Below are 23,428 nucleotides of genomic sequence, written 5' to 3'. Positions count from 1 at the left end.
GAAAGCAGCTTTCCGAAGCTGCTCTTCAAATGTAGGTCATGACGGGCTCAAGTCAAAAATGCGTGCGTTACAGGATGTGAAACAATCAGGGCTCGAGACGGCGCTGTTGATAGATCCAGTCGACGATTTCGCCGTCGGGGGTGTAGCCGGAGACGGTTTCTCGGAGGAGTTGGCGGACGCGGGTGTAGTCATCGTTTTCTACAGCGATGAGCAACTCGTTTAGCTTGACCTTCAATGCCTCCCAAGGGAGGTGATCTTCATTGGCTGTCATGATCATCGGGTGCGATGTAGCTGCCACGTTATCGCCTATCAGCAACTCCTCATAGAGCTTTTCTCCCGGTCGCAAGCCAGTGAACTCGATGGAAATATCGCCTTGCGGGTTGCGGTCGGAGCGAATGCTCAAGCCGGACAGATGAATCATCTTTTCCGCCAACTCGACAATCCTTACTGGCTCGCCCATATCGAGAACGAATACATCACCGCCCTGCCCCATCGAGCCGGCCTGAATTACCAACTGCGCGGCTTCTGGGATGGTCATGAAGTAGCGAGTGATTTTCGGGTGGGTGACTGTCAGCGGTCCGCCGGTTTTAATCTGGCTGTGAAATAGCGGGATCACCGAACCAGAGGAGCCCAACACATTGCCGAAACGGACCATTGTGAATCGGGTTTTATTGACTCTGGAAACGTTAGCCTTATCACCGAACAAAACAGGAGCGATCTCACGGCTTAAAGCCTGAAGTGTCAATTCCGCCAAGCGCTTCGTGCTTCCCATGACATTGGTCGGACGGACGGCTTTGTCAGTGGAGATCAACACAAAGTTAGCCACGCCGCACTGTAATGCCGCTTGAGCGGTATTGAGGGTACCAATCACATTGTTCAGAACACCTTCGGCAATGTTGTGCTCAACCATGGGCACATGCTTGTAGGCAGCCGCGTGGTAAACCGTCTCCACGTCCCAGGTTTCCATGACATCCAGCAGCTTGTGTTGATGCCGGATAGAACCCAAAATCGGTAACAGCCTGATCGATAATGACTCGCGAACCGCTCTCTGCTCAAGTTCTGACAAGATGCTGTAAAGGTTAAATTCGCTATGCTCGAACAAAATCAGTGTTTTAGGCTCGAGGGAGAATATTTGCCGACAAAGCTCTGACCCAATGGATCCGCCCGCGCCAGTCACCATGACCGTCTTCCCCTTGATGCAGCGCTCCAGCAAGTCACTCTGCGGCGGCACTGAATCCCGACCAAGCAAATCAGCGATGTCGACTTCCTGAATGTCTTCCACCTTGACGCGACCGCTAGCCAGATCGGTGAAGTTCGGAACACTTCGTACATGCAGTGGAAAACCTTCCAACAGGTTGAGGATTTCCCGTCGTCTGGCGCGAGTGGATGATGGAAGCGCCAAAAGGATCTCCTGCGCGCCAGTCACATCAATCATTTGTTGAATGTGCTTGGGTTTGTACACCTGCAAACCTGAAATTGACCGGTCCGCGATGCTTGCGTCATCGTCGATAAACGCTACCGGACGCATGACGCGCCCCATGCGTAACGCAGCAACCAGTTGATTACCCGCTACGCCTGCACCGTAAATCGCGACTTTGGTAAGACCGTCATCGCGATTTGTAAATGGCACGTGTTGGGCTGCGTTGAACCAGTCGCCCATGAAATACTGGCGCATACACAGTCGAAGACCGCCAATGATGACGAGGCTGAGCCACCAATAATTGAAAATGATGGAACGAGGCACGACGGCTTCATGGTTGCTGTACCAGTAGACGACGACCGCGAGAATCAGAGAAGAAAGGCTGACTGCTTTGATGATGGCAATAAGTGCATCATTGCCGAAGTAACGCATGACAGCACGGTACATGCCGAAACGGATGAATAGCGGGATAGCAACAAGCGGAGCGCTCACGAATAGCCAGAAATGCACCCTGAACGGGTTATACATGTCATCGACGCCCAAACGGACGATGAATGCCAACCACAGGGCCACCCAGACTAGAATGATGTCTGTGGTCACCTGAATCAGTCGCTTGCGGCGCCTGGGGAGCGCAACAAGGCGTGCTCTGACGTTGTCCATAAACTCTTCAAACACCTCAGTTTTCTCCCTTAACTGCCTTATCGCCATAGTGGCACCTACAAGCACTTCTCATCCACTCTGGAATCTAAATAACTGAATAGTTACTCAGTTTTTACTCCGAGGGTGCTTCGAGCTCACCTGCATGGAACTTGATAGCTAGAATAACCAATGGAGCATAGGCCAAAATCAAACCCAGACTTGAATCAAGACCGAATTCAACAACGCTCAAGGCGATAGGCAACAACCAAAGCAAATTGATCAATGCCACTACGCTTGTAACCTTTAAATGGCTGGAAAACCGACGAGAGGCATATTGATAGGCATGACTTCGGTGCGCTTCATAGACCTTGTCGCCCCTGAGCAAACGGCGAAAAAGAGTGAAGGTGGCGTCGACAATGAAGACACCTAGCAAGATCAACCAAGCCCAAAGTATATCCGCGGACATCCAAGCAGCCTGCAGCGAAAACCCTCCAAGGACAATCCCCAGAAAACCGCTCCCGGCATCCCCCATGAAGATTCTGGCGGGGGGAAAATTCCAGAATAGGAAACCAACCACCGCCACCGCAAGCGACAACGGAGCCCAGATCAAATCCGCAGCCCCACTGACCCAATACAGCAGACACGCCCCCAGACAAACACAAATCGCTTCGATGCTGGCGATACCGTCGATACCATCCATAAAGTTGTAAAGGTTGAGCAACCACACCAGATAAAATGCAGCCAGCACATGACCTAACCAACCAAGATCGTATCGTCCGCCAAAAAAATGGACGGGAGCCAGCCCCCCCAACCAAACCAGCAACCAAGTTGCAGCAACAAAATGCCCCAAAAGACGCCAGCGCGCATCAATATGGCCATGGTCGTCCATAAACCCAATGACTGCGATTACCGCTCCTGCACCCGTGATTGCAAGAAAAACCGAAGATGAAATCAAACCGAAGTACAGTAACGCCCCAAGCGCCAGAGTGAAGGCCAAAACAATGGCTACCCCCCCACCACGGGGAGTAGGCACAGAATGAGAACTGCGCGCGTTGGGGATGTCCATAAGCCTGCGAGATATCGCGTAATGGCGCAAACCCCAGGTCACAGCAAAAGAGACCAAAGCAATAAAAGGGATAAACCATCCATAATTCATGATTTTTGATAATCCAGAAAATGCTGCGCCGTCTGGCTTAAGGCTTTATCAAGAGTGACTGGAGGGACCCAACCTAATAGTTGCCGATTTTTGCTTATGTCGACCCGCAAAGATCCAAAAAGACGCTGCGACAGTGCCTGTTGCCCCAACAATGCTGCTGCGCCACGCATGAAACAGACAGGTATTGGTAGTAATAGAACCGGTTTGCCAAGCGTATTTGCCAATTTACGCAGTAACTGCGTCGTCGAAACGTCCTCACCATCACTGGCTAGGAATATTTGATTTGCTGCGGCAGGGTGATCGGCACAAGTAACGATAAGGTCGACCAAATTTTCGATAGCTACAAGGCTGCGACTGTTATGTACGGCACCAAACGGAAGCGGGATGCCGCGACGCAGCCAGTGCATCATGGTAAGGAAGTTGGCCTTGACGCCAGGTCCGTATACCAGCACCGGGCGAATGATGACTATTTCCAGACCAGTTACAACTGCCAGTGACTGCAACGCCCGCTCCGCCTCCAGCTTCGAGATTGCGTAAGGATCAACTGGTGCTGGTGCATCATCTGCAGAATAAGCTTGGTCGTGCGGAAGTCCCTCACCGTTCACCTTTACAGAACTGATGAAAATGAATCGTCGAACACCTGCAGCGGCTGCCTGACGGGCTAGATTCAAAGTACCTTCAACATTGATCTCGCGGAACGCAGTCAAAGGATCAGCGGAAACCTCGGTCATAACATGAACGCGAGCAGCAGCATGGATGACCACATCAACGCCCTTCAGCGAATCGCTCCAGTCAGATACCGAATCGAGATTGGCCAAGTGGATCGTATGAACTCCTGCCGCAAATTTTATGGACATATTTCTAACAGGAGCAACCACGCTGCATCCTGATTCCAGCGCCAAACGGTTGATCACAGCTGAGCCAACGAAACCACTGCCGCCAGTAATCAAGAATTTCTTTAGGTTCATTGGCGACCTTACGGAATATTAGAAAAAGTCGAAGCAGGATTTTTCAGCAGCTTTGGACGGAAATTCGTTCTCACCTGCTCTTGAATCCGATCATTAATAACAGTGTATCCCAGGATGCGCACGGGGCGGTCAGCTTAGGTAAAACCCGCAATCCTAGCGAATCGCTTGCTCGATGCATAGCACTAAGCAGCCTTCCATTGCAATATCCTCGGATCAAAATAGAGCTCTTTCGAAACAATGCGATCTATCTGGCAGTTAAGCCACAGGCCGCGTGCATTCTTGCGTTAACCGTCGCGGGAATATTAACCATAATGCGGTGTAAAGGGCTGATCGATTTTGATGCTATCAGAGCAGGGGCAATTCGATCGGTCGCAATCTAGCGCAATATCGAGCGCACCCTACCGTATCAATCGAGTTGAGATTCTTCTGCCCCGGGCCAGTTAGCTTCGTTTTGATCTACCCGCTCACGGCTTCGTAACTCCATAATCGTCTGACGGACAGGGCTTGCGTTGCTAAATGGTTTGCCCACTGAGAAGACAGCAACTATCTAACCTCACTGTTAGCGTCCGGCGAGCACGCCTTGCGGAGTTAAACTGGTGCCGACCTGATCCGGTAGAAACCCCACAATCTAACTGGCTTGCTGCGTCGGCAGTTGAGCCACAACGCCCTCTAGATAGATATACGGAGCATTCCCACTGAATCGCGCCGACGGGTTCAAGCTTATGATCGCCGCAGCCATCCACCACGACACAGCGATCCGGCCTACAACCCGACAGAACGGCCAAGTGTCCACGGGCGGATCTGATTGCCGACTTGACTGTTGCCGACCAGGCTAGGAACGGGACATTCCAGCTTCATCGGAACGAAAGCAGGCAGAATAGACATCTGACGATCATGTTAGGCAGATACCCATATACGAACCAGGTTGGCGTTGATGCCGTGGCGCATGGCTCCGGATAGCCACCGATACGCCAGATTGCAGGTATTCCCGGTCGACTTTGGCCTGAAAGGATTAGGAATAAGGCGATCGATGTTGCATGAATCTGATAGCTAGGGAGATTGCGTCCCGCTTATTCTAGTGGAGACATTGCCTTATGATCGGGTCAGCTAGGTAGCTCCGTCAGACCATGACGAACAAAACGCCACTGGAGCGCGGATACCACAGAGAGAGAACCCTCGGATTAAGACAGCATTTCAGTGTTAAAATGCCTGCTAGGTAGGGGGTTCAGGCTGATTTTTAGGTGTACCCCCCCAATTTAACAAGGTGAATGCCAGATACGGCTTCGTGAGTTGAACTAGACAATGGCATTAATTTTTACTCGATTCAAAGGAACTGGCATGAAAGAATCTGGCATAGACGAGGACCAAGGCAGTACTAAGCCAAACATAGCGATAAACATGGAGTTGTGGACATTTTTTTTCCTGCCTTTGCTAATGTTGCTCAGCGTGTTAATTTTCGCCGTGTCACCAATGAATGGAGAGGACTACGCACTGACCAAACCGTTTATTGATACCAGCTTTCTCGAGCGCGCAAGTTGGGCGGTCGAAAGATCCATACATCAATCTACGAACTGGAATGCCCGACTGGGTGAGCAGCTTGCAATTTTCTGGTTGGCGATGCCAAGAGTTTGGTTTTCTATTGCCAATCTGATTTCCATGACCTTATTTACCTTTTTATTGGCTCTGTACGCTACTCCTCAGGGAAAGTGGAGCCGTAACTCTCTGATGCTTTCGAGCCTGTTGATAGTTGCATCATTTTTTCTGATATGGCCGCGATTAGAGATTTTTTTCTGGCGGACCACCGCAGCCGGTTATCTCCAGCCACTGGTCGCGACTCTACTGCTTCTATTGCCATTTTATTCGTCACGAGCTTGTCGTTCAATGCTGAGCAAATGGCCTAGCACTGCCGTACTTGCGCTGCTGGGACTACTTTGTGGGCTATCATTCGAAAATGTGCCTCCAGCACTCCTTCCCTATATGGCACTGACCATAATCTTCCGTTTCAAGGAAAAGTCTGAGTTTCGAATACAATTGGGACTGATTGCACTGACCTATTTTGTCGGCTGGGCGCTTCTGATGAACGCCCCATCCACCCATGCTCGGACCGCATATTACATTCACGCATTAAACATTCCGGAAGACTCTATTGGTTATCTGCTCCAAAAAGCATTGACTGTGCTTAATACATTTGCAACAGTTTCAACTCCCCTGCTAGTCACCTTAGTCTCGGTTTTGCTCATCAGTCTTTTCTTAAAGATCAAACCATGGCGCCTTCCCACTGCATTCTATTTGCTATCTTTGCCCGCTGCCTTATGCATTGCCTCTGTAATAAAGGCCCCCTATATTGAACCGCGAGCTTTTACTCTCACTTGGGCCATATTGATAATAGTGATCGTCAGACTTACGTACAAAATACTGCAATCATCACCTGAACGAATAGCTCAGACAGCAACCATCCTCCTTGGAATTGTAAGTGTAGGATTAGCAGGGCAAGTTTTCTTCGAATACCTAGATTACTCAAGAAAAGTGTCATTACGTACAGATTTTATTATAGAAAAACAAAACTCTAACGAATGTAAGGATGGACTTACAATTCATACCTTCCCCAATACCAGCGATATCAGATTGTTAAACAACCGCGAAGACTGGGTCACAAACAACCTACCTCAAGTAAGCAATTATTTCAGCTGCAAACTGCGCCTTAGCGCACCATAAAAAATCAACACATAGTGCCAACAGGAGACATAATAGCAATATGCAGAATAGAAAACTAATCTCTATAGTAATTCCTTTTTATAACGAGGAAGAAAATATCGAGACCACACTAGCCGAGATCTCTCGTCACATCGACACAAATTACTACCGCTGGGAAATCGTTGCTATTAACGATGGCAGCAGTGACTCAACACTCGAAAAATTAAACCGCAGCGTCCCGGAGAAATTCGAGTTAGTAATTGTCGATTTATCACGAAACTTCGGCAAGGAAGCTGCTTTGTCTGCAGGCATTGAACAGGCAAAAGGTAACGCAATCATCCCTCTGGACGCGGACCTCCAAGACCCCCCCCAAGTGATCAGCCAATTGTTGGAGAAATGGGAAGAAGGCTATGATGTGGTACTTGCCAAGCGAGTAGATCGCTCTAGTGACGGCTTTTTGAAGCGAACGACTGCAGGTGCTTTCTATTCTGTTATTAATAAACTGTCAGACGTAAAGATACCAAACAACGTCGGCGACTTTAGGCTGATGGACCGAAAAGTTATAGACGTCCTGAAGTCTCTTCCTGAACATCGTCGCTTTATGAAAGGCCTCTTTGCTTGGGCCGGCTTCCGCACTACTAGCGTTGACTATACAAGGCCAGAAAGAACACTAGGAAATACAAAGTTTTCTGGCTGGAAACTTTGGAATTTAGCGCTGGAAGGAATAACTTCATTTTCCATTGTACCGCTTAAAATCTGGACTTACATAGGTTTTATAGTAGCGCTCTGCTCCTTTATTTACGGTGGAGTTATCGTAGTCCGCACCCTAATCTCAGGCATTGAAGTTCCCGGATACGCGTCTCTGGCCTCGATACTTTTATTCATGTCGGGATTACAGATGATAGGGATGGGCATTCTTGGAGAATATGTTGGACGATCCTATTTAGAATCAAAACGACGTCCAGCCTTTATAATTCGCTCGGTACAAACCAAGGTTGACAGTTATGATTCGTAATCAGCAACTGCCGAGATTTTTTAGATTTGCTTGCGTAGGGATTGGCAATACAACCATACATCTATGCATAGTTTTTTTGCTCGTAGAGCAGTTGTCTATACAGCCGCCGCTGGCTAATGCCGCAGCATTTACTGCAGCCAACGTCGTATCCTATATACTCAATTCAAAGTGGACATTTCAGAAAAAAACATCGCTTACAGGTTACTCAAGGTTTTTCCTTGTCAGCTTATCAGGCCTAGCGATTTCATGGGGTTGCGTGTTCGCTAGCGAATTATTAGGATTGCATTATCTTGCTGGAGTTTTGATGTCCGTATTTTTTGTTACCATAATCGGTTATTTACTTAACAGACACTTCGTATTCAATCAATAACCGGCATTTCAAATAAGAAACAGATCACAACTAACTGCTTAGTCGACACGCCGCCACCGTACTGTAAAACTGAGCGTGGCTAAACCACCTTTGGGCGTGTCGATGACCCGCCAGTGTTACGCACAACGGACCTCGCCCCATAAAATCGGATCATATGTGGCTCAGGAATACCACATTTGAAGCTCACAACTGCCGCCCCCCCCACCCCCGAAACCATACTTGAAGGTCGACGATGCGAGGGATAGGCCTAGGCAGTTTTTACTTGGCGTTTGGGCGCTTCAAGCAACATCTGCTTGAGCAAATCTGGGTCATTAGGACTGATAGACGGGCAGAGAAGTCATGGCATGGATTATGAAGGGTCAGACTACGCAGCATGGGCTCCCTACATTGCCAGCTAGTTCATGAGGGAGTCGGAAGCACGGTATCCGGCATCCGCTTAGCGCTTTGAATGTGGGGTCCATGTAGCGCTTACGACCCATCACCTACACACTCAAACCATCAAGCTTTAACCTGATGTTGAGCGCCCGATTCCCTCAAGAGCCAGCTAGCCATGATGCGACTTTATGTAAATTCAACAAAAATGATCAACGCTTCCCAATAAATGTGCGAATGGCGCCGGACAACGTGCGAGCATGATATACGAACAGGAAATTTTCTTTTATCATTCCTCAAACCATTTAACATCGATATGCCAACACCTTTTAAAGTCACGAAAATCAGCAGAGACCTACACATGTTAAAACAAAGAATGCATGGACCTGACGTATTAAGAGGAATAGCTGCTACGGGTGTCGTTTTTTTTCATGTCTTGTATCTTTCTGGACTACCGATAAACGAAACTGCGGCATCGATCGTAGGCAGATTTGATTTTTTTGTGCGAATTTTTTTATACTCAGCGCATTTGCGATAGCGAATGCATATGCGTGCAATATAACAGATCTTGACTCAATCAAACGATTCTACTTGAAACGCTTCTTTAGAATTGCTCCACTTTTTTACTTCATGTTGGCAATTGGAGTCCTATACTCCAAGGCAATGGGACAGCCTTGGCCATCGGCTTTTGAACTCCTCACATCTGTAAGCTTTCTTTTCCAGTTGATACCAGGCTCAGATGGATTGGTCGGTGGCGGTTGGTCAATCAGTATTGAATGGCTATTTTATGCATTATTTCCATTATTTATTTCACTTATCGTTGGTTGGCGCTCGGCCCTATTATCATGGATCTTACTTACTTCAATCGCGGTATTAGGAAGAAATCACTTCACAATTTTTTTGAATGGCGAGCTTAGAGTATTCGGACTGTTATACATCCTATCCCATGCTCAATATTTTGTTCTAGGGCTATTATTGTATTTCCTTACACAGCAGTACCCACTTCTTGTAAACAATGAAAAACATAAAAATCTATGTGGAATTGTTTTTTGCTGCACACTAGCAGCCATTGCAGTTACGTTCAAACTGAATCAACGCATCCCGGAGGAGATATTCTTATCTTTTTTTGGCTTTTTTCTTGTCCTTTTATCAGTGATGGGGCTACCGCGCATCTTAGATAACAGCGCTTCTCGCTGGTTAGGTCTCATAAGTTACAGCATTTATCTAGTACAGTTCCCCATCATCCAAGCTCTTCGTGAGCACGGAATATACAACTATGTAAATTCAATAGTTGGCGAAGGGATAAACGCATTCATTTTCAACAGCATGCTAACGATCTGCCTAGTGATTGCAATTTCGACTGCAACTTATTTCGCAATTGAACTGCCTGGGCAGCGCCTGCTAACTAATCTAACCGCATTAAAAACAAAAGTTTATGTAAATAAACAATCGAAATAAAATATTTCATCACGTGGCAATCTCAATGGACTCAATTTCACAGCTTCATCCGTCTGAGCCAACGGTAAAAGCAGTGCGCCACTAACTCAAAATCCTCACTCGGCTGGAGGATCTCCTGATGGCCAACCAAGCGTTGATAACAATCTCCTTGATGAAGGCTGAACTCAAGACACTCTGAATCTCGAGTACTGCCAAGGGTTTGCGATCGGCCTGAAAGAAATGGCTGCGCCATGCGCATGAAAGCGAAATACCGTAAGCGCTCCATAAACCCCATCGACTTCAAGATGGGTGGTGCGCTTAGCTAGGCGACACCGGCGAGCAGTTCCACGACAACAGCGCTTCGTAATCTTCAACCGAGGTCGCCAGTGGCAGCCGTTCTAATGCGTGGCGCAGCCACGCATAGGGCTCTTGGCCGTTGGCTTTGGCAGTCTCGACCAAGCTGTAAAGTTGAGCACTAGCCGTCGCGCCGTTGGGTGTGTCGCTAAACAACCAGTTCTTTCTTCCGATGACGAAGGGCCTGATCGCACGCTCGGCGGGGTTGTTGTCGATCGGCAAATAGCCTTCCTCGGCGTACCGTTCCAGTTTGTTCCAGTTACTCGCCAGATAGCCGATGGCCTTGCCCAAGGCGTTCTGAGACGTAACTTGTGGCTGCGTCTTTTCCATCCAGATTTTTAACTGAGCCAGCACTGGCAGACTCCGATCATGACGGCCGGTTTTACGGTAAGCGCTCCATAAACCCCACATTCAAAGCGCTTAGCTGATCCCGGATGCTGTGCTCCCGATTCCCTCAGGAGCCAGCTCGCCATGATGCGACCCGATGCGAAAGTCGAAAAAGTGTATCTGTACCCAAAGCCGGTGGACTTCCGAAAATCCATCGACGGCTTGGCTGCGCTGGTCGAACTGGATATTAAAGTCGCAGTATTCGACCCTGTGCTTTTCGTTTTCCTCAACAAGCCCCGCAACCGAGTGAAGATTTTATATTGGGAGCGCAACGGCTTCTGCCTTTGGCTCAAGCGCCTCGAGTCCGAACGATTCAAAACATCGCCGGACGCCACCGACGAGGCGATCGTTCTGACCGTCCAGGAACTCAACTGGATGCTCGATGGCTTTGACCTCTGGCGCAACCGTCCTCATCAAGTTTTGACGCCGCGATTCGTAGCCTGATTCGGTATAATCCAGGGAATGAATTCCTTGCCCGAAAATCTTCCAGATGATCCCGTTCTGCTCAAGCAAATGCTTGGGCAAATGCTCGACGAGCGTCAGTTGGATAAGGGAAAGATTGTTCGGCTAGAAGAACAGAATGCCCTCCTGCTTCAGCGTCTGTTCGGACGTAAGTCCGAGCAAACAGCTGATGCGGCAACGCCGCAACTGGCCCTCTTTAATGAAGTAGAAAGCGTCGTCGAGCCTGTGGGCGAAGCCTCAGATGAAGAGGTCGTTGCCCAGACCAAGAGCCGCGGCAAACGCAAGCCACTGCCCGCCGATCTGCCGCGCATCGAGATCATCCACGAACTTCCCGAACATGAACTGACGTGCGTCTGCGGCTGCCGCAAACACACTATTGGCGAAGAAGTCAGCGAGCAGCTTGAAATCGTGCCGATGCAGATCCGTGTGATCAGACACGTTCGGAAAGTTTACGGTTGCCGCGACTGCGAGATGGCGCCGATCACTGCTGACAAGCCGGCTCAACTGATTGAAAAAAGCATGGCCAGCCCAAGTGTTCTGGCGATGCTGCTGACCACCAAGTACGTCGATGGACTACCGCTTCACCGTTTCGAAAAAGTCTTGGGCCGCCATGGTGTCGATATCCCGCGCCAAACGCTGGCACGCTGGGTTATCCAGTGCGGTGGACACTTCCAGCCGCTGCTGAATTTAATGCGCGATAGCCTGTTGAGCAGCCGTGTTGTCCACTGCGATGAAACACGGGTACAGGTGTTGAAAGAGCCTGACCGAGACCCAAGCAGCCAGTCCTGGATGTGGGTGCAAACCGGCGGCCCGCCAGATAAACCAGTGATCCTTTTTGACTACTCCACCAGCCGCGCGCAGGAGGTGCCGACACGCCTGCTCGATGGCTATCGTGGCTACGTGATGACCGATGATTACGCCGGTTATAACGCGTTGGGCGCTCAGGCCGGAGTCGAGCGTTTGGGCTGCTGGGCGCACGCAAGGCGCAAGTTTGTTGAGGCGCAAAAAGTGCAGCCGAAAGGCAAGACGGGACGTGCTGACATCGCGCTGAACCTGATCAACAAACTCTATGGCGTAGAGCGTGACCTGAAGGATGCAGGCGACGACGTTCGTAAAACCGGCCGTCATGATCGGAGTCTGCCAGTGCTGGCTCTGTTAAAAATCTGGATGGAAAAGACGCAGCCACAAGTTACGTCTCAGAACGCCTTGGGCAAGGCCATCGGCTATCTGGCGAGTAACTGGAACGAACTGGAACGGTACGCCGAGGAAGGCTATTTGCCGATCGACAACAACCCCGCCCAGCGTGCGATCAGGCCCTTCGTCATCGGAAGAAAGAACTGGTTGTTTAGCGACACACCCAACGGCGCGACGGCCAGTGCTCAACTTTACAGCTTGGTCGAGACTGCCAAAGCCAACGGCCAAGAGCCCTATGCGTGGCTGCGCCACGCATTAGAACGGCTGCCACTGGCGACCTCGGTTGAAGATTACGAAGCGCTGTTGCCGTGGAACTGCTCGCCGGTGTCGCCTAGCTAAGCGCACCACCCATCTTGAAGTCGGTGGGGTTTATGGAGCGCTTACGAAGACTTTGGGGCCTTGCGGCCTTGGAACTGCTCGCTCACATCGCCTTGCTAAGCGCGCCGCCTATTTTTGAATACGCGGGGTTCATGGAGCGCCTACGATCATTAAGCAGATGGCGTACTGTTACCGGGATAGCAAATTCTTTGTGATGAAGATAAAGAGCGTCGTTTCCGGCAGTGTCCACTGCCCAACCCTGCGGCTGCGATCCTATACATTAGCATCGTAGCGGACAAAGTAATGACCTCGACGATCAAGCTCCCGATCCACCTCGTCCAGCAGCACATTCGAAAGCAACAGCGACAGCGGACCGCCTTGCGGCGCCCCGCAGCGGCTTTCCTCGACCACGCTATTGATCAGCATTCCCGCGGCCAGATAGGCCCGGATCAACTGGATGACCACCTGATCGGCAATCCGCTTGCGTAAACGATCAATCAACATATCGTGATCGACTTGGTCGATGAACTTCTCCAGATCAACATCCACCACCACCTTGCGGCCCTTCGTGAAAGAAGAAGACTACTACGGCTTCTGCTGACTTCTCGCTCCGACTTGCACCGTCGCCCTTTCAGGCACAAGGCGAGATCTCCCCAGGTAAGAACGCAATCCATCACCCCATAACCGCCGGATTTACACAACCTGATCTTTGACTACAAGAGTGTCGCGGTTTTGTGCCCGCTCGCCCTGTCGGCTTCCCCCTTCATTCGGTTCTTGTAAATGGGCTCGTGGCTTCGATTCACGCTACCTCCCCACACTCGGTCGCTCTCATGCATTTGCGCTTCACTTCTTTCGCTGTGGTCGGCACATGACGGGACTTTCACCCACGAGATTGCGCCCTGCTGGGCGCACCGCAAAACCCGCCTAGGCAGGCTTTTATTATCTTGGTTAAGCAGGCAGTGGCTGCTTTAAACTAATTTTCCGCTGTAAAAAATGTCTGAACTTCTCCATTGGAGCTTCCATAAGTAAATACAAGAGTGCGCCTGTGCCGATAGAGCCTAAAACGGGAACCAAAGCAAATATCCAGCCATGCTGAACAACTGGCAGCTTTTCGTAGACAAGCCAATGAATTAGATAATTTGAATAGCTCCATGCTCCCAGACTTCTAAAAATCTTGTCTGCATTAATGCACCTACGAAACCTCTGCCATCGGCTAAAAACGCTAAAAACAACATCCATGAGAAACTCAGCATGATGAATTTATTCTGAAGCCAACCGTAAAACGGCATTCCCAGAATGGGTATTTGTTCGTCCTGGACTAAAAAAAATAACGATAGAATCACTAACACAGCCACAAAAATGGCCGAGACTGAATTGATATACTTCCTGAGTGCACTAATCGATACCGCTGCATACCATCCGAGTACGAAAGTAGGAATATACCAGAGAGTAGAAATACTATTTTCCGGTGTATTCCAATAAGGCCAAACAAATTGATGAACTGAAATCATGACTCCCACGAAAAATGCGGTTAACACATAGCCATATTTTCTCTCAACGAAAATAAATAAGTAAGCAATGAGCGAAAGAAAAAAAATAGAACTTAAATTCTACAGGTATCACCCATAGATGGGCATAGCCCTGCCTGAATGAAACAGCATTAAACACATATAAGATGTGTAAATATGCTAGCCGAACTGCAAAACCAGTAAAAAAATTATTACTACAAAGAATAGAGGAATGATTCTTAGAATTCGACCGATAGCGTATCCGGAAAGCTCAGAAAATGAAAAGCCAATCTGCGAAAACTTATTAGTAAGCAAAATCGCGCTAAGAACAAAGAACAGCCAAACAACATATTCTCCAGTTCCTGCAAAATACTTTGCTATTTCTGGAATAAAAAACCAGGCAGGTGGGCGCAAAGCACCATTATACAAGCTAGGACTCGTATCCCTTCAGCCACATCAAATCTACTTTGCATGACTATACCCAACTGAAAATGTGGAATTTATCACACATCTTCACATGAGAACTGTCAGCCGCTAGCTGCCTTCTGGATAGCCCGCTTTTTTCAGGAATGATGTTCTATACAGACTGCCTAGAGACAATAGATGGAAGGGCCATTCGATATTCTCGCCATTCTTGGGGTACCCCAGCCCCAGCCTCATATCAGCGGTTCACCACTCTATCTGACGCAGCAAGTGCTGAGAAAGGGCAGACGGCATATCCATGTTATCAATCTTTGGCTACACGCCCCCCAGCCGTCTTTGCCACTGAAGGCAATCCTTTTTTCTTGTAGTTTAACCTCAGCAAGTTAGGGTCCGCACTAATGTCAGGGATTACCGGGGCAGTCGCCCAACTCGGCGAAAGCGGCCATGATTCCTGAGTAGCCACTTTACCTAGAGCGAATTTATAAGCCTTCCAAACTTTAAAACTAGTGACCAGCACTACCTGTTCAACCTCATCCTCCGCTGCCGCCTCACCAGAGACAATACCGTAGCCCAGGGTAGCCACCCAATCCTGAATGCGAAGTATCGGACCATCGAGCTTTTTCAATGAAAAAAGCAGAACACTGCTCAGAGCTCCGATACGAAGTTAGCGCTCTATCGGCAACTGGCTTCCCCGCGCAAGAACTGCAGAAAAAAAGATATTACAAGAAGATTGAAGTAAATAAATAGATCAAATAAAAACCGATCCCTACCACTAGGGTAGGGATATATTCTGTTAGCGGAAAACACCCAAATACATCAAGCCAAGCAGGACTCGTCGTACCTATTATTTAGGCACTGAGACTGTCAAACTGGATTATTCAGTGTACCCCCCTAAGAACTCGGTTTCGCATAAGTATACTTTTCCCCAGAAGAAGAAGCTGAGGCCTCCGGATGCTCACTCGACGCGAGGTAGTAACCTGAAAGACATGTCGCAACACTGAAGCACCGTTCAATTGCATGAGCTAATGTTCCATCGACCTGGCCTTGTTCCTCTTCAAAATCAAAATCTTGAAGACCAAGTTCCATTATGGGTTGAATTGCCGTACTGCGTACATAAAACATTGATCCTGCAGCGAACAAGGTAGATTCAGGCATGAAAACATCTCCGCCCATTTGCTTCGTCAGTCTATGGACAGTATCAGCGTTTGATCCCCAATAGGTGCTCATCGACAAAATATGGCCTTCTGGAGCAACCAACCCTAAATCATTATGTTCAGAAAATGCGGAAAATATCTGGTTGGCTTTTTCAGGTGCTAGTAATTTGCTCAACAAATCCTTTCGCCACGAGTCGCCATCTTCCCTATGCATCGACTTCTTCGTATGAAGCTTCAGTATCAGATGTTCGTCCTTGGCGATAGCCTGCAGTGCTCTGATGAACGGCAAGATATCACGACCCCGATTTTCCCGTACCAAAACATCTGCTTTCATCGAATGTTTATCCAATTCGATATGAACAGCTTCGGATTTCTCTGGCGTCGTCGTAATGACTAAACGATAGAGAGTTGACCATTGCTTAAGATAAGCAAAGATTTCAGGAAGCAGTTCAGGGTAAAACGCGTGGACAATTACGCAAATTTTATTTGCACGAGGACTCGGTAACATAGAAGGTAGCGTTTTGAGAGCTTGTTTTGTAGCTTCGAGATATGCATAGCCATAACGGCGATCTGGTTCTAAGTGCGCACCTTCCGCCCACTCGTTCCAAGCGTTAATGAATACTAAGCTCTCACCTTTGACTGGGTTTGCACGTGCATATTCGATCGATGAACGCAACCATGTTCTATATTTTGCGGGAGTTGAATTCGCTACAGTATATCCGCGCCCTGGTTTCCGTGCATCGTTATCCCAAGATGGGAATACACCTCGGATGAGTGGGAACTCTGAAACAGGTTCCAACGCAGCGCGATCTACGACATCCTGATAGTCAACAACATAACCTGCATAATTAGCATTTGCAATTTCCAAGGTGTCATTTATACATGGGATATTCGCAGCCACCTTATGAGGAGGAAATTCTACTGCAGCATCAAACCCAAACTCGCGCGGATCCAATTTATCGAATTGAACCATGCATAAAAATAGTTCGCCAATACCAGCTTCCCGGCAGTACTCCCTCCATCGGACTAAGGTCGCTGCGGCGTCAGGCAACAACGAAGGCCTGTATAAAATCACCAAAGGTTGGCCATCAACACGTATGTAGCGCTCATCTTTCAATAATGGCTCTAAGGACTTTATGAACGCGAGATCATCTTCGGCACTATAATTCTGTGCCAAAAGAACTTCATTATCCAGACCATCCCAACGGCGGGTCCAATTTTCATTAGCCCAGCAGATGCAGAAAGGCATATTGATGTTGGACTTCACAAGCTGATCAAGCGGCCGCTCAAGTATTCGTTTTCCTCCGAACCAATAATAATGGAAGCAAAAGCCCTCAACCCCATACAGCTTAGCAAGCTCAGCTTGCCGCTCCATGACCTCAACGAGCCTCAAGTCATAGAACCCCAACTCACCCGGAAGATGAGGCTGGTAGTGACCGATGAACTGTGGGACAGCCTTTGAAACATTAGTCCATTCAGTGAAGCCCTTACCCCACCACTCGTCATTTTCAGACGTTGGATGGAACTGCGGAAGATAATATGCGATTGCTCGTGCGCGAAGCGATGAAGGATCGACAGGAACCGGAGAAATCGGACAATAATCCTGATCAGCAGGCCCTGGTATATTCATCATGTTTTGAATAAAGCGCGCAGCCAAGTCACCGCCATGCGAGTCTGCCCCGGTGCTCAATGACTGAAATTTTTTTGCAATTACGACAGTGGGCTCATCATTTACCTGATTTCTTGCCCAAGCTTTGTAGCTATTTGTTTGGCTGATTAACGGTGCTAAAATTTTATAGATAGTTGATTTTAACCGTTGTTTATCTCTTTGATTGAGGGGTATATTATTATAAGTATGCTTAGCAAGGCGACCTAGACAGTGCTTAATGTGCGTCATGTTGCGCATATTTCCTTGAATGCGTTTCAACTTTCTTAGCGGACGGGTGACTGCCCAACTAGTAGAGTTGAGTAGTTCAGCTTGAGCCAATTGAAGCCTAGTTATTTCTGAAGTTAGCGCTTTCAGACGCACCCCATCAGAAACATTTTCCTGTTTGACAAACTCCAATTCTTTTTGCAGAAGTTCATTCTCTATACTTCTCGCCTTAGCCTGCTGGTTCAACTGAGCCAAAGCCTCGCCTAAACGCAAGATCTTTTCCATCGATTGAGGTATATCGAGTATTTCTACATCCAATGTTACTTGCAAATCCACATGACTTTGGAGCTGCAGTTCTGGAGTAACAAATTGCGGATCGCTATTATAGGCGTAGTAGAGAATGCACTGGTCATCCGATTCAATTTCGACAACTCCTTTTTTTATCGAATCTTTGTTTCCGGCAAAATCCCATATTACAGATCCGACACTGTCGCGAACAGTGAACTCATATAAATTGAACCAGTGAGATTGATCTACCGGATCACATCGAATCGTCAAGGTAGTGCCAGGTTTAACTGGCAATGGGAAAGTAATTTTTTGCCTACCAAGCTGCAGAGGTTGATGCAATGCATGCTCCTCTGAAAAATCCTCACCGTTAACTGCAAAAAAAATACTTGCGGAGAGATGTGTTGTAACGAGCGGATGGTCGGGAAACCAGTTTATGAGTAATTCTGAAGGCAGCCCCGTTACTGCGTGTTGAAAGTTTACTTCGCTCGCGTTGAATCTATCCAAATCATCAATGGTAACTGGCATACCCAAAAGCGAGTAGAGGTCAACAAAAAAATCTCTTCGAGTGAGTACGGGATTTTCTTGCGTGGCTTTAAGGCTAGATGTTTGGTTTAGTAAAAGTAACAAGCTACGGAAAATTAGATGCCCAAGGTGGATATCTTCCAGCGAACGCCACTCCATATCTATAAAATTAGGACAACCAAACTCATCAATAATAATATTTTGTGGAACAGCGTCAATAAACGCCCCAGGAATTTTTGTATCAAGACGAAGAGGAGAGTCAAGGTCATATCCTAACGACCTTAAAATGTTTGATAGATGTGTCAAATACACGCTTAAACATTCTGCAACGTCTTGGACTCGCCATTCTTTAGAAGATAGCAACTCTACGAACGACTGGCTAAGTACGTGACCATGAAAATATTTCTCAGGGGACCGTAAGTTCAGTTGATATTGCGACGAAGGCGAAGTAGCATCGTCGGCTAAAAGCCGATATTCAACGCCTACCCCCCCCCCCTCAGCTTTAAAAAACTTTGTTTCTTTGCAGTAGTTAGAAGCTCGTTCGGTACTGTAATGAAATGCTAACAAATCTTCATCTACAGTACTATCATCATTTAAACTAGCGACCACTAAAAATGAATTAGATAACTCCATAGCCAAGCCATTTTTAAAAATGACCGGCCATGCCGCCCCTAGATCAAAATTAACAGCCTTGGGTAATTGTGGATCAGCCTTAACACTTTGCCAAGCAAATGCAGCGCCATCGAAACTATCGGAGAGGCAACCTTCCTCAGTCAGGATCGAACGCGGCATTTTATAATCCGGAAACGGGGCTAGAAACTCAACGCCGCCGTACCCTGCATTATTTATAAGCAGCTCTAATTTTTTCCTACCAAACGTGTTGGGGCCATCTTCCTGATAGCGGCCTTCAATGCCATACATCGCTTCCCCGATATGGTCTTCAGGAGCCCCAGCAAAATATTTCAAACCAAGTTGGTTTTCAATAGCGATGAAAAGGTGTCCATCAGGCTTCAACATCTTTCTGATTTTAGTCAGCATGTTGAGCGCGGGTGAGTCACCTTCGCTAAACATACTCGCATACTCAAGAACACCTATCAGCGTAATCGCGTCGAACTGCTCATGGCATTCAAAATCATCGAAACGCTCAGCAAGGACTGTAACATTCTTCAAGTCTCGTGTTCGACTCGCCGCAATGCTAGCTCTTCTAGGACTACCCTCCAGTGATAGAATCTGACCGCCTGACTCACCTAAGTATCTTGAAATCGCACCACAACCTGCACCAATTTCCAGCACTTTACCTTGCAGTAGGTGGACAAATGGACGAAGTATGTTTCCGCGCTGAGAACTCAAATGATAATGAATCGCCCATTCAGTGCATTGCCGGCGGAGATCTACGGAAAAAATAGATATATCATCCGTATTTTTTATAATTTGCGCGAGTTTCTGCTCTGATGCATCACCATCATTATAAGCAATCCCTGAAAAATCAGACCTCATCCAAAACTTATTAGCTTCATCAAAGCTATAACCATATTTTTCAAGCTGAAACATATGCCGTCACCTGTTCTACATCCATAAATAATTGAAGATCTACGAGCCCAAAAAGATGATTCGTAGGAGCCACTACTAGATGGATAGAATCATATCTACGATCATGCGGAACTACTTCCTCGCCATTTTTTGACGCTACACCTAGGGAAATAAAATAATCACCACTCGCGAGAACATTATCGAATTTTAATTTTACAGATACTACCGAACCTGCCGCACCACTGCCCTCAAATTCAACACAATCTTGAAGAGCAGAGTTGGAACCAAATAAAGTTACACCTTCTTTAGTTTTTATATTTACGCCAAGAATCGGAGAAATTATATGCTCATTAAATTTAATAGAAAGATCAATTGTCATAACGGACAAGGATTCACACGCCGAACTAAATCGCTCCCCATTACTTCTGATATCAAAATCGAGGATTGTGGCCGCCCCATCACCCCAACGATATTCATTTGAATTATAGTGAGCTCTAGTATGAAAAAGATCTTCGCCATTAAGACTAATCAAAGTCTCATCTTCATTCTCATTTTTATTTTCATTTTCATTTTCATTTTCATTTTCAGAAATTACGGAATCGCCAACCTCGTTCCCGGCTTGAACTTTTCTCTCACGACCGAACAGTAGATCCATATAGCGATTCACCACTTTACGTGGTTCGCCAATCATTTTAAGTTCGCTGGAATCCAGCAGTAACGCTCGAGAGCAATGGGTGACAACCTGCTCACCTGAATGAGTGACGAGCAATATGCTGGTTCCATTGTCTTTCAGTTGCCTAAGCCTATCAAAGCATTTTGCTTGAAACCTTGCGTCACCTACGGCCAAAGCCTCGTCCACAATAAGAATGTCAGGGTCTATCTGAGCTTGCACCGCAAACGCAAGCCTAACAGCCATTCCACTAGAATAATTTTTCACCGGCTGATCAAGAAACTTTCCTATATCAGCAAACGCAGCAATACTATCAAAACGGGCATCCACTTCAGTCTGACTTAAACCTAAAACAGCCCCATTGAGATAAACGTTCTCACGCCCCGTAAATTCAGGATTGAATCCAGACCCCAACTCAAGTAATGCTCCGACACGTCCGTTGGTTTGAATTTCACCCAGAGTAGGAGTCAGAGTGCCACAGATCATTTGGAGCAACGTTGATTTTCCGGAACCATTGCGCCCCACAATCCCAACAGTCTCGCCTTTATATATTTCAAAGCTTATATCATTTAACGCCCAATATTCTTGACCATACTGCGCTGCTGGTATGCCAACCAACCGCTGAAATCTAGGAATGAACGCTTGCTTCAAACGATCTCTAGGATTTGCGTAGGTTCTGTAGCACTTACTCACAGACCGAACGGAAATAGCTCTTTCCTCAAAGGACATCAGCAAATCCTCTTCGAGTATTTTGGAACCAGGCGAATCCAAGCCACGCTACAATCAAAGCAATAACCATATATATCCCTAGCCCACTCCAGTCTGGCTGCTTCCCGAGTATTAATACCGCTCTTGACTGCTCAATAATAAATGTTAACGGATTAAATATCATGTATGGCTGTAAATAATCAGGGAGTGCTGATACGGGAAAAAAAACAGGTGATAGGAAAAGCATAATAGTCGTAAAAATCCCCACGGTTTGTCCTACATCCCGCAGATAAACTCCTAGCGACGAAAAAAACCAAGCCAGACCCAGTGTAAAAACCAGCAATGGAAATATAACAATTGGCACCAAAAAGACTGTCAGATGAAGCGCACCTCCGGCAACAAAGATAGCCCCAACCAATACTATTAAACTAATAAATGTATGGAACAATGCTCCCCCCGCGGTGATCACAGGAAGAATCTCCAGAGGAAACACAACACGCTTGACATAACTTGAATTATTCAAAATTATCGTCGGTGCTTTATTAATTATTTCAGCAAACAGACTATGAACGATCATTCCTGCAAATAGGACCACCGCAAATTCGCTTCTGGTTTCTTCGCCGCTTCCTGTCCATCTAGCTTTAAATACTACAGAAAATACGAAAGTGTATACTATTAGCATGAACAGAGGATTGAGAAATGACCATAACAATCCCATTACTGAACCCTTATAACGACCTACCACATCACGCTTAGTCATCTGCACAATAAGCGGCCAATGCTGTTGAAGTCGATGCAGCAAAAAAACGGGGGATATTGAACTTTTTGCATGCGGGTTCATGAAAACTTCCCTGCATCGTCAAATGTAGGTATTGATAGTTCTTTAGCCGACAACGTCGATCGAACAGCCATGACTTCGTTAAACCTCCAATTAGTAGGTAAGCCTGAGTAAATCCATTTAAAAATCGGCTCAAACTCAGAGATATAATAGAATGATTTTTTCATACATCCCGCAAGCGCGGAAACAACCAATAACACATTAATCAATCCTTGTAGAGTCCATTGCTGAATATGATTATTCCCCCTCAGCAGAACACCTATCAATTTCTTAAACTGGGGAGACGACCTACAAAGACCATTCGCAACGTCTAAACTACTCGCACATGCGACTCTTGCAAGCGCTCCCTTTGAAGTATTAACTTTATTGCGCAAACTCTTTGATACATTTCTGGTCGATCTAGAGAGGTTTTCTTGATTGCACTGGACTGCGTCCGTCTCTAACTCCTCGAAAAATTTGTGGTGAGCATTTTCCAAAAGAACACTTCGATCGACCCGGAACGCCATAGGTACGGAAAGGGTCACCTCGGGGATTGATGGGCAGCGGGGCTTCACTGAAAACCTCCTGATTTTGTAATTTGATGGCTTATTTTCGTTTACGACTCAGACGATTTCATGGAGTTTGTGTAGGTACTGACAAGCGGTCATTGGAAGATCTCTTATGGTAATCAAGCGAGGCCCCAGCGACTTCATCAGAAGCAGGCGCTTGCGTTCAACGCAGGCCGCAGAGAGGACAGCATTGATCAATCGAGCAGCCCTATGGTAAGGAAATTATCCTAGCAAATATAACAGAACGACGTGTATCTGTCGGCGATGAATGAGTCTACCTATTACAATTTTACTCGGGTAGATTGCCAATGTGCATCAGCGTTTTTGGGCACGCGCACCCAGGGCCGTATAAACCTCCATCGTCAAAGACACCCACATAGTCTCGACGCTTACGTTCACGTGATTCGATATTTTTTGAGCGATTAGGTCACTGTACTAGATGCGGTAGTGATCGTTATCCGTTTCAACCATGCTGATGCAAATCAGTCGATCCGGCAACGCAGTGCTCATCTTGAGGTTACGTAGGCCAGCCGCTGCGCCCCCCCCCCACCACCCAGCGCTACTCGAGCAAAAGCCTAAA

General features: G+C 47.3%; 15 protein-coding genes and 3 pseudogenes. 6 read left to right on the top strand and 12 right to left on the bottom strand.

The genetic code is table 11. The features are described from left to right. Positions 1-85: 85 nt before the first annotated feature. The 4 genes and pseudogenes from AB4P92_RS24660 to AB4P92_RS24645 form a co-directional block, all read right to left on the bottom strand. A complete protein-coding gene (locus tag AB4P92_RS24660; RefSeq protein ID WP_395599701.1) occupies positions 86-2,080 on the bottom strand; it encodes a polysaccharide biosynthesis protein in 1,995 nt (664 codons plus the stop codon). Between the two features lie 112 nt (positions 2,081-2,192). Beyond that, positions 2,193-3,215 (bottom strand): glycosyltransferase family 4 protein, encoded by a 1,023-nt coding sequence (locus AB4P92_RS24655; RefSeq protein WP_395598305.1) that lies wholly within the window; start codon positions 3,213-3,215, stop codon positions 2,193-2,195. Next, entirely contained in the window at positions 3,212-4,183 is a 972-nt protein-coding gene (locus tag AB4P92_RS24650; RefSeq protein ID WP_395598304.1) for a UDP-glucose 4-epimerase family protein, read from the bottom strand. The genes AB4P92_RS24655 and AB4P92_RS24650 overlap by 4 nt, the downstream gene beginning before the upstream one ends. 628 nt (positions 4,184-4,811) lie before the next feature. Further along, a pseudogene (locus AB4P92_RS24645) lies at positions 4,812-5,011 on the bottom strand (IS66 family transposase); the annotation flags it as partial. A gap of 510 nt (positions 5,012-5,521) precedes the next feature. Between AB4P92_RS24645 and AB4P92_RS24640 the strand changes: the two are divergent. The 4 genes from AB4P92_RS24640 (at position 5,522) to AB4P92_RS24625 (ending at position 10,092) form a co-directional block, all read left to right on the top strand. Then, positions 5,522-6,898: a DUF6056 family protein gene (locus AB4P92_RS24640; protein ID WP_395598303.1), complete on the top strand. Its 1,377-nt coding sequence runs from the start codon at positions 5,522-5,524 to the stop codon at positions 6,896-6,898. A 40-nt stretch (positions 6,899-6,938) separates the two neighbouring features. After that, positions 6,939-7,892, top strand: coding sequence for a glycosyltransferase family 2 protein (locus AB4P92_RS24635; RefSeq protein WP_395598302.1), 954 nt, complete (start codon positions 6,939-6,941; stop codon positions 7,890-7,892). Then, on the top strand, positions 7,882-8,262 hold the full coding sequence (locus AB4P92_RS24630) for a GtrA family protein (RefSeq protein ID WP_395598301.1): 381 nt from the start codon (positions 7,882-7,884) through the stop codon (positions 8,260-8,262). The genes AB4P92_RS24635 and AB4P92_RS24630 overlap by 11 nt, the downstream gene beginning before the upstream one ends. Positions 8,263-9,150: 888 nt before the next feature. After that, on the top strand, positions 9,151-10,092 hold the full coding sequence (locus AB4P92_RS24625) for an acyltransferase family protein (RefSeq protein WP_395599700.1): 942 nt from the start codon (positions 9,151-9,153) through the stop codon (positions 10,090-10,092). 297 nt (positions 10,093-10,389) lie between these two features. Here AB4P92_RS24625 and AB4P92_RS24620 read toward each other — a convergent pair. Beyond that, a pseudogene (locus AB4P92_RS24620) lies at positions 10,390-10,812 on the bottom strand (transposase); the annotation flags it as partial. Positions 10,813-10,896: 84 nt separating this feature from the next. Here AB4P92_RS24620 and tnpB point away from each other — a divergent pair. Both tnpB and tnpC read left to right on the top strand, forming a co-directional pair. Then, on the top strand, positions 10,897-11,256 hold the full coding sequence (gene tnpB / locus AB4P92_RS24615) for an IS66 family insertion sequence element accessory protein TnpB (RefSeq protein ID WP_024647222.1): 360 nt from the start codon (positions 10,897-10,899) through the stop codon (positions 11,254-11,256). Positions 11,257-11,274: 18 nt separating this feature from the next. After that, entirely contained in the window at positions 11,275-12,807 is a 1,533-nt protein-coding gene (gene tnpC, locus AB4P92_RS24610; protein ID WP_395598300.1) for an IS66 family transposase, read from the top strand. A gap of 255 nt (positions 12,808-13,062) precedes the next feature. Here the strand turns inward: tnpC and AB4P92_RS24605 are convergent. The 7 genes and pseudogenes from AB4P92_RS24605 to AB4P92_RS24575 form a co-directional block, all read right to left on the bottom strand. Continuing rightward, positions 13,063-13,350: pseudogene (locus AB4P92_RS24605) on the bottom strand (reverse transcriptase domain-containing protein); the annotation flags it as partial. A gap of 566 nt (positions 13,351-13,916) precedes the next feature. Then, a complete protein-coding gene (locus AB4P92_RS24600) occupies positions 13,917-14,297 on the bottom strand; it encodes a hypothetical protein (RefSeq protein ID WP_395598299.1) in 381 nt (126 codons plus the stop codon). A 724-nt stretch (positions 14,298-15,021) separates the two neighbouring features. After that, entirely contained in the window at positions 15,022-15,342 is a 321-nt protein-coding gene (locus AB4P92_RS24595) for a hypothetical protein (RefSeq protein ID WP_395598298.1), read from the bottom strand. A gap of 266 nt (positions 15,343-15,608) precedes the next feature. Continuing rightward, positions 15,609-20,105: a glycoside hydrolase family 99-like domain-containing protein gene (locus AB4P92_RS24590; RefSeq protein ID WP_395598297.1), complete on the bottom strand. Its 4,497-nt coding sequence runs from the start codon at positions 20,103-20,105 to the stop codon at positions 15,609-15,611. Further along, on the bottom strand, positions 20,092-21,483 hold the full coding sequence (locus AB4P92_RS24585; RefSeq protein ID WP_395598296.1) for an ABC transporter ATP-binding protein: 1,392 nt from the start codon (positions 21,481-21,483) through the stop codon (positions 20,092-20,094). Before AB4P92_RS24585 ends, AB4P92_RS24590 begins: the two co-directional genes overlap by 14 nt. Then, positions 21,473-22,303: an ABC transporter permease gene (locus AB4P92_RS24580; protein ID WP_395598295.1), complete on the bottom strand. Its 831-nt coding sequence runs from the start codon at positions 22,301-22,303 to the stop codon at positions 21,473-21,475. The genes AB4P92_RS24585 and AB4P92_RS24580 overlap by 11 nt, the downstream gene beginning before the upstream one ends. Further along, positions 22,300-22,824 (bottom strand): dTDP-4-dehydrorhamnose 3,5-epimerase family protein, encoded by a 525-nt coding sequence (locus AB4P92_RS24575; RefSeq protein WP_395599699.1) that lies wholly within the window; start codon positions 22,822-22,824, stop codon positions 22,300-22,302. Before AB4P92_RS24575 ends, AB4P92_RS24580 begins: the two co-directional genes overlap by 4 nt. Between the last annotated feature and the right edge of the window lie 604 nt (positions 22,825-23,428).

Source organism: Pseudomonas sp. A0308 (genome assembly GCF_044218815.1).
Classification (GTDB): domain Bacteria; phylum Pseudomonadota; class Gammaproteobacteria; order Pseudomonadales; family Pseudomonadaceae; genus Aquipseudomonas; species Aquipseudomonas iridis.
This window is presented reverse-complemented; position numbering and strand designations above follow the sequence as displayed.

Bases quoted from the DNA above. Each gene is read 5' to 3' on its own strand.
- AB4P92_RS24660 (WP_395599701.1), bottom strand. From the start codon at position 2,080: ATGGACAACGTCAGAGCACGCCTTGTTGCGCTCCCCAGGCGCCGCAAG.
- AB4P92_RS24655 (WP_395598305.1), bottom strand. From the start codon at position 3,215: ATGAATTATGGATGGTTTATCCCTTTTATTGCTTTGGTCTCTTTTGCT.
- AB4P92_RS24650 (WP_395598304.1), bottom strand. From the start codon at position 4,183: ATGAACCTAAAGAAATTCTTGATTACTGGCGGCAGTGGTTTCGTTGGC.
- AB4P92_RS24640 (WP_395598303.1), top strand. From the start codon at position 5,522: ATGAAAGAATCTGGCATAGACGAGGACCAAGGCAGTACTAAGCCAAAC.
- AB4P92_RS24635 (WP_395598302.1), top strand. From the start codon at position 6,939: ATGCAGAATAGAAAACTAATCTCTATAGTAATTCCTTTTTATAACGAG.
- AB4P92_RS24630 (WP_395598301.1), top strand. From the start codon at position 7,882: ATGATTCGTAATCAGCAACTGCCGAGATTTTTTAGATTTGCTTGCGTA.
- tnpB (WP_024647222.1), top strand. From the start codon at position 10,897: ATGATGCGACCCGATGCGAAAGTCGAAAAAGTGTATCTGTACCCAAAG.
- tnpC (WP_395598300.1), top strand. From the start codon at position 11,275: ATGAATTCCTTGCCCGAAAATCTTCCAGATGATCCCGTTCTGCTCAAG.
- AB4P92_RS24600 (WP_395598299.1), bottom strand. From the start codon at position 14,297: ATGATTTCAGTTCATCAATTTGTTTGGCCTTATTGGAATACACCGGAA.
- AB4P92_RS24590 (WP_395598297.1), bottom strand. From the start codon at position 20,105: ATGTTTCAGCTTGAAAAATATGGTTATAGCTTTGATGAAGCTAATAAG.
- AB4P92_RS24585 (WP_395598296.1), bottom strand. From the start codon at position 21,483: ATGTCCTTTGAGGAAAGAGCTATTTCCGTTCGGTCTGTGAGTAAGTGC.
- AB4P92_RS24580 (WP_395598295.1), bottom strand. From the start codon at position 22,303: ATGAACCCGCATGCAAAAAGTTCAATATCCCCCGTTTTTTTGCTGCAT.